Raw genomic sequence first — 13,248 nt, 5'->3', positions numbered from 1 at the left:
TTCTCTATTCTTCCCCTGTAAGGGTTTCGTTGTCGTTCTCATCAGAACAACTCCAGCAATCGTTTTACATCGCCTCCGCTATTTGCAAATCGGCAACTCCAGTGGCGGCTGTTTGGGCAAAGAGGCCCTCCATTGATTGATGACTGGTTGCAGGCTTTGCTTTGGCCAGAATTTAGGGGCACCGATTGCTTGCAGACACGCGGCGTTCCAGTAGAGGCCCGCGCGCGACAGAGACTTTCCCTTTTTCACCGCCTTTGCGACAGCGTTGATATCTCTGGATTCAGGATAGATGTAGAGGGTCGTGGGGTTCCCCTCCACTAGCGCCAATATCTGTTTCGAGGCGGATTGCGACCACGTTGTGCATCCGTTGCTGCGACCGCCGGTGTAGTTCACAAGCTTTCCGTACGGGACATAACCGTCATTGTCGGCATGAGTGCTTTGAGGATTTTTGAACCGGCATTGCCACTTCAGGAACACGGCGGGATGGCCGCCGATGGCCCGTTCCCGAGCGTTGCTTGTTTCACCTTCACCATCAAACAAAAGGAACGTCCGGTAGAACGGTTTAGTCTTGCCAGAATGGTTGTAGTAGCCTTTGAAAGAGGTCCGCGTTTCGGCTGTCACATAAGACCCGCCTGCGGTCAATTTCGATCCCTCCGCGTTGCTGAAGTTCTTTGCGCATTGCCGACCGTTCGAGAAATTAGCGCGTTGCAGTTTTCGGCCATTGCCGTAGCCGGACGAGACAGCCCGGAAAGACCTCTGTGACTCGCAGATGACGTAAAATCTCCGCCCCGGATTACCGTTGCGAGCAGTACTGGGGCGGGTTGCGTCCTTCGCGAGATAGCACGGGTTTCTGACTTTGCCTTGCCGCACTTTTTCCTGATAAAGCGCACGTGCCCTTTTCAGAACTATCGGTGCGATTTGACCGTCGTTCGTGCCAACGTGCTTTTGCAGCCACGGGGGGATATCCGATGATAGCGCGTCGACACGGTCGGGCAGAGAGCCCACTGAGACCGTAATTGTCATTATGGTGACTGCGAGTCGGAGTGATTTCGGTAGCAACGGAAAATCTCCTGCCAGATTGTCCTCGAAAGCAGTCTATCACAGATCGTACAGGCAAGATGGTGGACACGTGCATGGTCGGCCTTGACTGTTGCCGGAAATCTCACTTTTCGTTTGCGTAAACCTCTAACCAACTTTCCCAAAAAGTTACGTTCCGTTGATGTCTGTACTTCTGGGGTTGCGTTTCCAAATGAAAGCCATGGTTACGCAACGTTTATTTTTTGCTGGTTTCTGCATCCGCCCCAGCTAAGTTTGATTGCATGAAGCTACATCAAACAAACTCCTGACTTCACTCATACTGTACTATGAGCGCTTCAAAATCCTGGTCACCCGTGACCATAGTGTGATGCCCTTTTCCGGACGTATCTTGCATATGCCAAACGTCGCCTGGACCTATTTCACGATGATCACCATCACTCGCAGTCACTAGGATTTTGCCCGCAAGGCAAACCAACTTTTGGGCCACTGGAGTGGGATGGATTGGTTCATTCCAACCTGACCGAAGCCTTAAAAACATGGTGCGCTTTACAGGTTCCGGTTCTGAAATTTCGATTGCCTGAGCGGGCGGAGCGAAACTCCGCTCTTCAACTTGGACCTCGACATCTTCCCAATGGCTTTCACCGGCTGCGTCGGCGTAAAGTTTATAATATCTCACGGTAAAACCCCCTTTTGCCCGTCGGCCCGGATCAGCCAATTCCAAATCGATAAGTCCTACCAGCCCGTCGCAGCGACACTAAAGCTGAGAACCGATTGGTAGAATACTCAGAAAACCGGCAACTATGTGGTCCCAAGCCGAACCGGTCGGTTCGGTGTCATATTCGAGGACTGTGCCATCTTCGCCCCGCGTCCTCCATTTGAGCTGACCCGCGCGCTCTAATGTAACGTGATAGGTGTACGCTGGTAACGCCTCGTCCAAAGCACCCATGGTTTGAATGGTCAGCCTCGGCGAGTCGATTAGTATGCCCATTTCGGTATTGATGTTAACGGAACGTGGGTCCCAATTGAACGACCCAACAAACAGATACCGGTCATCAACGGCGAATGCCTTGGAATGCAGGCCGGAGCGGGACTGAGCCCAGTTAATACCACGGCGTTGAACTTGATAGGCGTCAGGTCGCAGTTCATAAAGTTCAACTCCGCCACGCAGCAATGCCCTGCGCTTTTTGGCATAGTGAGCGTAAACCGGTGCGACGTCATTCGACGCGAGTGAGTTGGTGACGATCTTGACGTCGACGCCGCGACTTTCAAGTTCGGCCATCCATTTCACGCCGTTGTTTCGCGGCACAAAATAGGCCGAAACGATATTCACCTCACTATCGGCATTTTCGAAGTATGGAAGCAACTGCGATGCAAGAATTTGGTCTGAATTCTCAAGCCCTGCGGCTTTGGAAGGCGGGTCAGCATAGAGTTTCGCCGGCACCCAATCCAGTGAAAGTGCGCCGTGCGCAAAGTTCTCCTCGGCGGATTTTCTTAATGCCTCACCGTATTGGGTTAGCTTTGCCTCTTCCACCAGATCGTCGAGCCTGTCTCGGGCGTCACTCAGGCTAAATGTTTCCGGCTCCCCAACAACCACTCGGGCAGGAACAGCAAACTCGCTGTTCCAATAGGCGTCAAAGCTACGCGACACTTCATTTACAACGGGGCCCACGGCCAGAACATCTAGATCGGCATAGTTCATTTCTTCCCGCGCCAGGAAATACTCGGCCCCGATATTCCGTCCACCTACAATCGTGAACATATTGTCCGCCGTCATGGACTTGTTGTGCATTCTACGATTGATGCGTTTGAAGTCTGTCAGCCCCGCAATGAGCAGGCTTTGATTCCGCCAAAACGGATTGAACAAGCGGATTTCGATGTTTTCGTGATCATCCAAGGCGGCTGTCATCGCGTCATAACTGGATGTATCCATGTCATCCAACAGCAGCCGCACACGAACACCCCTATCTGCCGCCCGCAAAAGACTGGCTGCAAAAAGATGACCCGTGGGGTCGTTGTGCAGAAGGTAGTATTGCGCGTCAATCGTGCGCTCGGCCGCAGCAGCCATCAGAAGCCTTGAGACAAGGGCTTCTTCGCCATCACTGATTAGCTTGACGCCCGACCGGCCATCTTTGGGGTCTCCGAGACGATTGGCGGCTTGGCCAAGGGCGGTGCTGGAACTCGCTGGCAGCGAAGCCGTAACCGTCTTTTCGTATGTGCGAGTTTTAGGAGCGCAAGCGACAAGAACAAGCGTACAACAAACCCAAATCGCGGTTGTCCATGTCTTCATCGGCTCCCTCCCACCTTCATTTACTTGATGACTAGCCGACGGTGGTCTCATCAAGTAGTTCAAAGGCATCACTCACGTCGATTGTATGCTCCCCGCCTATGACCGCCTCAAAAGCAGCACGTAGATCGGAGGTTACATTGTGTATGTGTTCATTTCTTTTGCACTGCCTTACTTGATCTACCGCAGTTCGAAGTTCGAACATCCTGGCCTGCTGTCGTCGCGCAGTTTCAATTGCATCACGAAACTCTGCTTCGGCAGGTCCATTCTCCGACATGGCGAGTGCATAGACCCTGTCCGTCTCAGCTTGGGCCCACCCCTCATTCGTCAGGCCTTGGTTTTCGCGCGCTTCGGCTAACAAGTCCAAAGCACCTTCCCGATCACCTGTTTTAAGTGTGAGTTCAGCAATCAGTGCTAAAAAGAAAGGCTTGTAGTTCCCCGCTCCGCTGGCCCACCAAGCTTCTGCCGCACTATGTAGTGCACGGATCGTGGTTTGGTTGGGTGACACAAAGGCTTCCACCCAGCTTCGCCAGAGGGCTGCAGTCACTGACATGAATGTGAAGGAGTGCTTTGCAGCCAGTTCCTCGAGTTGCTCCACCACCTCAAGTACTCCTTCGGGTTCACGGCGCAGAAGATGAAGCATGCACAGGTAAGTAAGGGCTTGTGCGATGCTATGAGCATGCTCAAGCTCACGTGCCGCAGCCACCGCTTGCTTTTGGAGCTCCAGTGCTCTGTCTGGGTCGCCGCGCATCCAAATAGCCAAACTCAAAAAGCAGGACGTGATCGCCGCATGGTCTGACCCGTAAATGTATGCCAGGTGCTCATCCCGTTCCCGGTTGTAGAGTTCTAGTGCATTGTTCAAATGCTCGTACGCTGGACCCAGTTCCCCAATATGGAACAGAACTGCGCCCATAGCACGGTGTGCCACCATCTGATGCTGCGTCTCTCCGGTCTCGCTTGCCAACTTCAGCAATTTTCCGGCGACATTCCTCGCCAAATCATATTCAGCGCGCACTAAATGAAAGGAATACAACCCATTCAAAACTGGGAACAAATGCTCTGTCTCTTTAACACGTTCACACAGGTCTCGTATTCGGGCGTAGACCGAACCGGTTTCATCAGCGGCTATACCAGCCGTAGACCTTAGAACCCCCGCCCTAAGAACCTGTATTTCGATTTCTTTTCGATCACGTTCGCTACTCTGCCCCTGCTCGCTCAACTGCTCGATTGCCAGGGAAAGCTGCGTATTCGCCTCAATATTTGCTGAACGCTTAATTGCGCGTTGGCCGGCGAGATATCGGCAATCTATTGCCTCTTCACCCATCCCTGCCATCGTATAGTGGTGAGCCAGAATTTCCGGGGCGGCGTCACCAATGCGAGTTTCTGTTCGATTTAATGACTGCGCGACCCGAGCATGCAAGACGCGACGCTCGCTCTTCAACAGACTGTTGTAGGCTGTGTCACGAATTAGGGCGTGACGATAACTGAAGGTCTCCAAATCTTCTGCTGCGGACGTTGTGACGATGCCTGCATCCACCAGAAGCCCCAAACTCGCACGCAACGCCTTATCACTGAAGCGGGATACTTCAGCGATCAACGGATAGGAAAACTGTGGTCCAATTACTGCTCCGATCTGAGCCACCTCCTTGGCAGAACTCAGTCGGTCAAGTCGCGCCATCAGCGCATCATGCAATGTGCTGGGAACCGGATTCGCCAGAGAAGACCCACCGGTTGCGCGAGTGTCCCGGTCTTCTGTCAAAACTCCTGATTCAAGGAGATCTTTCGTTACCTCTTCGACGTATAGCGGCACACCATCAGATCTCGCCGCGACCAATTCATACATCTCGTCAGAAATCGACTGGCCTTCGGCAACTTCGTTCACAATGCTTTTTACCTGTTCGAAATCCAGTTGCTTCAAAACAATTTTCGCCAAGTTCGGTTGCAGCGCCCATTCTGGGTCAAACTCGGGCCGGAAGGTCACCACAACAAGCACAGGGAGGTCTCGAACCCGTTCCACGATCAGGTCCAGCAGCAACTTGGTCGTTGGATCAACCCAGTGCGAGTCTTCAAATAATAGCAGCACTGGTTTCCTTTCCGCTTCGGAAACCAGATTATCCAACAACATTCCCAGCGTCTGATCCATGACTTGCTGCGGCGTCAGTTCCAATTGCCCCAATTGATCCTCGAATGGAACGGATAGAAGAGAGGCTGCCAACTTCAGTGTATTGTTGGATCGATCACCTAGAAACGATGAGATTTTTTTGAGTTTTATGACGTTTGAATCGTCGGAACGAAGATCTGCGGCAGTCTCGAATTGACGAATGACAGGGTAAAACGCACTCGCATAATGGTAAGGAGAACACTGGCACCGAATTTGAGCGCGCGACGCTCCCGAAACATTCTGGCGCAATTCCTCCACCAGGCGAGACTTGCCAATTCCCGGCTCGCCCGAAACCAGCACGACCTGCCCTTGACCAGCACTAGCCAGTTTCCATTTGTCATTCAGGGTCTCGTATTCAGACGCACGACCGACCAAAGGCTTAAGCAGTACGTCATCCATTGTCAGGAAGCGGCTGACAGTTTCTCGTTCTCCAGTTACTTGCCAAGCCTCAACTTCCTTAGCAAACCCCTTAAGCTTGAATGCGCCGCGCAAAACATACTCGAAAGCGTCACCTGCCAACTGATGAGTGCTGGGAGAAACGATCAGTGTGCCCGGATCTGCCATTGCCTGAAGACGCGCGGCAAGATTTGGCGTCTCACCCATCGCCGTTCCATCCTCAAACATTTTTTCGCCGCGCAAATCGCCGACAACAACCAATCCTGTCGCAATCCCTATTCGGACAATAAGCTTCGCATGGGTTCGGATATCTGGTGTTTCCTGGATGATGCGCAAGCCCGCGCGAACGGCACGCTCAGGGTCATCTTCATGGGCATGGGGAAACCCGAAAAAGACCATAATCCCGTCGCCATAGTAGCTTGCAATGTGGCCATCAAAAGCTGCAACAGACGCTGCACATGTTTCTTTGAAAAGCCGAAGGACTTCTGCCAGATCTTCAGGGTCGACACTCTGTGAAATTGCGGTCGACCCAACCAAATCAATAAACATGACAGTAAGTTGCCGCCGCTCTGCTACAATCGCAGGACCTAGTGCAGTGTTTTGCGGGCGACGTGCCCCCTCTGCATTGGCTCGAACAGCTTTCATAAAACGTCGTCTTGGGCCGAGAGGAAGGCCTAGTGTTACAAGGTCTTCGTCAGTTAGCTCAGTAAGATCACCAAGTTCGATTTCGTGCTCAGCGAAGGCCTCGGCATATTTGGACAAACCATGTTTCTCAAGCCAGATCGCGATATCGGACATATTGATCGTTTCGCTTGCTGCTCTGCCAGAACCTTTGTCTTCGCCCCACCAGCATGCGTCTCCTTGCTTTCTTGAAGTGTAGAACACCCGGCTGTTTTTGCCAAAGTAACTAGTTTGCGTTTTTTCAATGAAGAACGCCACTTTAGCATCGGTCAAGGGATTCACTGCCTCTTATTGGCTTAAAGCAGCCCAAAACTCGCCTGCAAGGGACGAGGAGCATTCTGGTGTTTCGACGCATCCTCAATCTTGTTCAAAACTGAGCGTTTAATGTCCGCTTTTGATTATATCAGTTCGGCGTTCGGCAATTGCACAGAACGATCCCTCCCCGCCGCACTTAAGTGTACAGAACGTCCCAAAGCTGCCATTGAGCGCTGTTTTGAAATGCTGCGATTGCAGCCCGCGTTGCTGCCGTTCGCACCATGCGTGAGATTGAGGTCTCGCGGAACTCACTTGGCCACCAAGCAGACCTTCGCTGCCTTTGCAGCACTGGGCCCCAGCGACGGCGGCAATGCACAGTGAAGCGGACCTTAAATCAAAGATGCAATGTTTTGGAGCCGTGATCAGCGGCTCTGCGGACGAAGCGGACAGTCGAGCAAGTCCCGTCTTTCACTCCCCGCAGCTTGGACCTCCCGAGCTACTGCACCAAAAACAATTGAGTTACCCTAAATAGTCTTTAGGTATTCAAGCAGGGCAGACCGTTCTTTATCGCTTAATTCGTCACTGTAGGTGTGGCCCTGATTCCCGTAGCCTCTTAACGTGGTGTCATAGATCAGCCTTCGCCTCTCTGGGTTCGCTTCACTTTCTTGCCCGGCCAACAAAGATTCAAAACGCCAGCCCATCGTCTTAGGGTCATAAATTCGTGGTTCGAACAGGTGCCGCCAGTACTTCGGTCGTAAGTTACTGAGGAGTAACGCCTCCAAATTCGGGACCGAACCGTTATGCAGATAAGGTGCCGTGGCCCAAATCCCATCAAGAGGCGGTGCGATATAACCGGGCGCAGGATTGGCGCTTTCGGTGTCTCCGTAAGGCGAGCGCGCCACCCATGCGTAGAACCGGTCACGCGATCCATCCGTCGCCTCAGTTGCATATGCGGGGTCAGTTCCAATTTCGGAAACAGGGTAGACGCGATTTGGAAAGGTCTCATTTGCCCCGTATGTGCCGTGGCAAACGCTGCACTCACGAAGATAGATGCCCTCCCCGTCAGCTGCCAGCTCTGCATCGACAGGATAAGGGAAGGTTGGGGCCGTCAATGATGCGATGAAGGCACGAATGTCAGGCGCATATGCGACGATGTCGGCAACATCTTCAGTGCCATCGATGCACAGCATTGACGCCAGGAGCATGAAGCGCGCGTGGTCACCCCGACCAATTGTCGTATAGAACATCGCGTTCTTCTTGCTCATCCCCCACCAGGGCGGAACACTGATCGGCAGCGGGTCATGCGGTGGCGGGTCAATAAGCGGTGTCTCTGACCACTTCAGCGTTTCAGGATCGAGCCTGGACATGAGGGCCCAGGTCAGATTGGTCGCCGGGTTCACACCAATCGTTTTTGTTTGGACGTAGGGCGCAATGCCGTCGATGCGATCAGCCCAGTGCTCCCAGGCTTTTGTTTCGGCAGCTCCACTAACGTAATTTCCTGTTTGGAGAACCAGCCTGCTCGGATCGCGCGTGAAGTCTCCAAATTCGTTTCCCAGACCGATGATGATCTCATCATTGAGGCGTCCAGCATGGCACGTCAGGCAATTATTTGAGATGACCTCGACCCCATCCTCGTTCACGTGCGAGGTGAGCGCGTAAGGCAGTTCAGCGTTCCGACCCTCACGCGAAGAAAGACGTTCGTTTTCGGCAGTTTCGGGGTTTAGGCGGCGATAAGCGTTATACGGAATTCCACAGCTGACGTAGGGAGCATTCAGAAGAGCGAAACGGCCTGCATCGGCGTCGCCGGGGCGCTGCTCAGAGGGCGGAACTGGTCCTGCTGGGGAGCGGAACTGGCTAGGGTCAAAGGCTGCTTCACGATCGCCGAGCGGTGCGAAGACCCAGATCGCTGCGGTGGCGAAAGCGCCCAACAAGACGGCGACGCCGCCGATAACCACTCCTCGTCTAATCACGGTTCATATCCTGTCAATTGCAGCGTTCCAAGTCCGGATACTGGTGCTTCGGCTCGCCTTCCATTCACCCGCACGATACCGCTCCAGAGTGGCACGGAAAAATCAAGAACCTGGCCGTCAAACAAGGGTTCAATCGTTATGTCCAGATCGGGACCTTTAAGCTGCCATTCAATTGGATATTCGACCCCGGTTGAGGTAGATAGCCAAGTTCTGGAAGCAGTCATTTTAATGGTCTCCTCGTCCAAGGAAATGATTTCGCCATTGGGTTCAAAAATAGCGCCGTTAACGGTCGTTGCTCCTCTTCCGTCGATCCTCCGTGAGCGCACTGCCGAGATCTCGGCTCCATCCTCGAGTTGAAGCTGCAAGCGGTCCCATGCGACCGGTCCTGCACCTGGCACCGGAAGCTCACCCCATAAATGATCGTACCATGCTGTTCCTGTGACCCTTTTTTTTCCCTGTCCTTGATCAACGCCTCCATCAACGGTCAGACGCGTCATCGAATAACCCACGAAAGGTGCGTCTGCGCCATCCGGTTCCAAGGCAACAGCCTGTTTCACTGGTCGCATTTCAAGCTCCACAACAGCATTGTCGTTAATGGTTACATAAAGCTTGAGCGTCGCCTGTGTTCCGTCATCTCCAAAACTGAGAAACCAATTATCCATTCGAAGCTCCGCAGCATCCCAATCGAAACCCGAAAGTCTGGGTATACCCCTTCCGAACCGTTCCTCATGCGCGACTTTCGCCGAGTTTGCGCCGAGAAGTGCGACGTGCACCCGTTCAAGCTGTCTGACGTCCCAAATTGAATCCTGCGGTGGTGCTGTTGGAGGTGCAATTCCAATGCGTAAGAACAAGAACTGGAAACCAAGTTCGTTACCATCTTCATCGCTTAAATGAGTTAGTAGCTGCCAGGTCTCAGTGCGTGAATTAACATGGGCACCATGATCCTCGGGCAGTTCCAGTTTCCAATCCGAGGATGGCTGTTCGAAGCCTTCATCATCAGAGATGTTTGCCAACAGTGATGCGAAATCAGGCCCCCTAGCGTCACTTGGAAAGGAACCTTCTGGCTGCTGGGTAGGCAGCGCTGAGTAAATTACAACTCCGAGCGCGATGGCTACAATAGCTGCAAGAAATAGCTTCCTCATCGCTGCGGTTCGCCTCCCTTAAAACTCCACACCCTCTATTGTTGGGTCCATTATCTCAATCATCACCATAGCATCTTCTTTTTGCTGACATCTGTATTTCTGCATTGATGTTAATGGCTGCTTTGGGCTCTGAGCAGTCATTCGCTCTACTTGGCGTGAACGGGCGTTATGCGCGACAAAGCGGACGCTAATAGATTTGTTTTCCCATCAAGAGTAGGCTTTCGCATTAGGAGGCTTCGATGAACGAAACAGACATATATAGCAAACAGCAAATGGGTGGATTGATCGGCAAGGGGAAAAAAACGGCACTAATAGTAGTCGACTTTGTGAACGGCTTTATTGATCCGGAAATCTTCGGTGGCGGGAACACCCTTGAAGCCGCTCAAACCACAATGCCTGTTCTCAAGGCATTTCGGGCACGAAAACTCCCGATTGTATTCTCCCGTATCGTGTATGCTGATGATGGATTTGATGCAGGCGTCTGGTGTGAAAAGGCACCAAGGCTGCGCGAACTGACGGAATCCAACCCAGCAAGCCAAGTAATCGACATCTTGAAACCAGTTGATAGTGAAATTGTCATTCGTAAGACGCAACCCTCTGCGTTCTTTGACACCAACCTTGGCTCGCTACTGCGTAACCAGAATGTTGACGCGGTTGCCATCGTCGGCGCGACCACGAGTGGATGCGTTCGCGCAACTGTGGTCGATGCTATAAGCGCGAACTTTCGGCCCACCGTGATCTCTGATTGTGTTGGAGACCGGGCCTCTGGTCCGCACGAAGCCAATCTTTTCGATATGCAGCAAAAGTATGCGAACCTGATTGCTTCGAACGAGCTAGACAGCATCTTCGCATAGTGGGAGCGATTTCACCTTTGAGCTCACTGCCGACTTCGGAGTAAATGCAGCATCGCGCCCTCTGCTCCGTCACGCTTGGATGAGGACGACCCGAACCTACCATTGGCCCTCGGTTGGCAATGCCGCGTCGCAGCCCGTCGAACCTGCCCTTCGCTGCCAGTGCAAATTAGAAGACCAGCTGAATTTACATTACCCCACCAATCGGCACTTAAGCTTCAATCTTAGGTTCTGGACCCATTAATTTGGTTGCCGCCATCTCGGCTGCGTGATTCAAGCCCCTGAGTTTCAGGGGTGTATCATGAGCAATTTATTCTGGTTGACCGACGAACAGATGTCGCGGCTTCGGCCTTACTTTCCGAAGAGCCACGGCAAGCCGAGGGTTGATGATCGACGTGTACTGAGCGGGATTATTTTCATCAACCGCAATGGGTTACGTTGGTCGGATGCGCCTCGCGAATATGGGCCGCCAAAGACGCTCTACAATCGTTGGAAACGATGGAGCGATATGGGTGTATTCGCTCGGATCATGAACGGGCTGGCTGCTGAAGGCACGGATCACAAGACGATCATGATTGACGCAACATACCTCAAAGCGCACCGCACGGCCTCCAGCCTGCGGTTGAAAAAGGGGGGCGCGGCAGACTGATCAGACGCACCAAGGGCGGTATGAACACGAAACTGCATGCAATTACTGACAGCCTCGGACGCCCCATCCGCTTCTTCATATCCGCTGGGCAGGCCAGCGATTATACGGGAGCCAGGGCACTGGTGAACAGTCTGCCATCGGCTGATTGGTTGCTGGGTGATCGCGGTTATGATGCGGACTGGTTCCGCGAAGCTCTGATAGACAAGGGAATAAGGCCTTGCATCCCTGGTCGAAAATCACGCGACAAACTCGTCCGGTACGACAAGCGGCGCTATAAACGCCGTAACCGCATCGAGATCATGTTCGGGCGCTTGAAGGATTGGCGGCGGGTTGCCACCCGATATGACAGATGCCCAAAGGTCTTCCTATCAGCAATCGCACTCGCGGCTACATCTTGTTCTGGCTGTAAATCAATGAGTCTGGAGCCTAGGTAGTCGCCCAGTTTTTCGAAGATCTCGCCCAAACGGTGCATCTGATCGATGATAACGAAGCCCTTGATCGTCACCCGCTTCTTTATGACCCGGATCAAGTCCGGTCCGACGGACTCGCCGGTGTCGTTATAAGTGGAAATCAGCCCGCAAAGAACGATCTTGCCGTCCTGGTTGATGTTGTCGAGCGCCGTCTTCAGCATCTCGCCGCCTACATTTTCAAAGTACAGGTCGACGCCATCCGGCGTGTACTCCGCGATTTTTTCTGCGACATTCTCGGTCTTGTAGTTGACCACGGCGTCAAAGCCGAGGTCGTCCAGCAGCCAGCTGCGCTTTTCATCCGAACCAGTTATGCCAATCACTCGCATGCCTTCGGCCTTTGCGATTTGACCAACCAGTGAACCGACAGAACCGGCGGCACCGGAGATCAGCACGGTGTCGCCTTGCTTGGGCGCGCCAAGCGCCTCCATCAGGCCGTGGTAAGCAGTCGCGCCGGGCAGGCCTAGTCGAGATCGAAGACGCTTTGGCGATCTCTGAAAGCGTGGAAATCTAATGATTTGGGCTGCATGAACTGGTTGCCCAAAGCAGACCGACATCACCGTGCTTTAAAATTCCCGAGGTGCGCAACAAAGTTGCCGTTGGTACTTTCGGATCTAATGACCGCAGTGCGCTCCAATTTAGCTTCCTCTGCGGTGCGTGTTTTGCTGAAGCAGCCCTGAGTGCTTCTTGCTGCATTGCGCACCAACGTCTGCTTTTCGCAGTGCGGCCAAAAACGACCGTTTTTGACACGCGGGTTTTGGCAGGAGGTTATCTTCACGCAGCGAACGCGATCCGTTGCGCGCGCGACGATCCAGAAATCGCCCGCTAAGCTGTTCCTGACGAAGGGGGGACCTGTATGAGTTCTTTTAGAAATGCATAGCCTGCCGATTCAGATCGCTGTTTTGAGATCGAGCCCTCTGCCTACGAAGGAGATGAAACCGCGACCCACGCCAAAATCTCCATACGGATCGAGACCTACCCCGAGATTTTTCTGATCCTTGAAGTGGGCGGGAGGGTTGTCGGCTTCATAAATTGCAGGTGCGCGCAAGAGGCCGAGATGTCCGGCGAGGAAATTAAAGAACTCATCGGCCATGACCCCGATGCACCAAATGTCGTAATCATGTCCGCAGTGGTGGATCCAGCAGAGCAAGGTATGGGCCATTCGCGGGCGCCGACGGACGAGTTCGTCGGACGGATGCGACGGATGGAAAATGAACGTCACATGCCGCTCTACACAAAATTCGGATATCGCTATGAAAAACCATCTGCCTCTGACCACGGTGGGATGGCCTGGCATAAAATGCCAATGACACTTTGAGTTCTTGTGGAGGGCGAAATGATACCACTTAAAAGG

At 53.1% G+C, this 13,248-nt stretch carries 7 protein-coding genes and 2 pseudogenes; 3 read left to right on the top strand and 6 right to left on the bottom strand.

All coding sequences use genetic code 11. The annotated features are described in order from the left end of the window. Nucleotides 1-78: 78 nt before the first annotated feature. From ABLN94_RS19930 to ABLN94_RS19910, 5 genes are all read right to left on the bottom strand, one after another. Nucleotides 79-1,023 carry a hypothetical protein gene (locus ABLN94_RS19930; RefSeq protein ID WP_352995769.1) on the bottom strand — a complete coding sequence of 315 codons (945 nt, stop codon included), beginning with the start codon at nt 1,021-1,023 and terminating at the stop codon, nt 79-81. Nucleotides 1,024-1,792: 769 nt separating this feature from the next. Then, nucleotides 1,793-3,325: a phospholipase D family protein gene (locus ABLN94_RS19925; RefSeq protein ID WP_352995767.1), complete on the bottom strand. Its 1,533-nt coding sequence runs from the start codon at nt 3,323-3,325 to the stop codon at nt 1,793-1,795. A gap of 31 nt (nt 3,326-3,356) precedes the next feature. Next, nucleotides 3,357-6,833, bottom strand: a complete 3,477-nt coding sequence (locus tag ABLN94_RS19920) for an ATP-binding protein (RefSeq protein WP_352995765.1) — start codon at nt 6,831-6,833, stop codon at nt 3,357-3,359. 506 nt (nt 6,834-7,339) lie between these two features. Continuing rightward, complete coding sequence (locus tag ABLN94_RS19915; protein ID WP_352995763.1) at nt 7,340-8,785, bottom strand: hypothetical protein; 1,446 nt, start codon at nt 8,783-8,785, stop codon at nt 7,340-7,342. After that, nucleotides 8,782-9,927 carry a lipocalin family protein gene (locus ABLN94_RS19910; protein ID WP_352995761.1) on the bottom strand — a complete coding sequence of 382 codons (1,146 nt, stop codon included), beginning with the start codon at nt 9,925-9,927 and terminating at the stop codon, nt 8,782-8,784. The genes ABLN94_RS19915 and ABLN94_RS19910 overlap by 4 nt, the downstream gene beginning before the upstream one ends. A gap of 239 nt (nt 9,928-10,166) precedes the next feature. Here ABLN94_RS19910 and ABLN94_RS19905 point away from each other — a divergent pair, with 239 nt between their 5' ends. After that, nucleotides 10,167-10,781: an isochorismatase family protein gene (locus ABLN94_RS19905; RefSeq protein ID WP_352995759.1), complete on the top strand. Its 615-nt coding sequence runs from the start codon at nt 10,167-10,169 to the stop codon at nt 10,779-10,781. A gap of 298 nt (nt 10,782-11,079) precedes the next feature. Continuing rightward, a pseudogene (locus tag ABLN94_RS19900) lies at nt 11,080-11,836 on the top strand (IS5 family transposase). 78 nt (nt 11,837-11,914) lie between these two features. Here ABLN94_RS19900 and ABLN94_RS19895 read toward each other — a convergent pair. After that, nucleotides 11,915-12,325: pseudogene (locus ABLN94_RS19895) on the bottom strand (zinc-binding dehydrogenase); the annotation flags it as partial. A gap of 626 nt (nt 12,326-12,951) precedes the next feature. Here ABLN94_RS19895 and ABLN94_RS19890 point away from each other — a divergent pair. After that, nucleotides 12,952-13,212, top strand: coding sequence for a hypothetical protein (locus ABLN94_RS19890; protein ID WP_352995757.1), 261 nt, complete (start codon nt 12,952-12,954; stop codon nt 13,210-13,212). The last annotated feature ends 36 nt before the right edge of the window (nt 13,213-13,248 follow it).

The organism is Ruegeria sp. SCP11, from assembly GCF_040329455.1.
Classification (GTDB): domain Bacteria; phylum Pseudomonadota; class Alphaproteobacteria; order Rhodobacterales; family Rhodobacteraceae; genus Ruegeria; species Ruegeria atlantica_E.
This window is presented reverse-complemented; position numbering and strand designations above follow the sequence as displayed.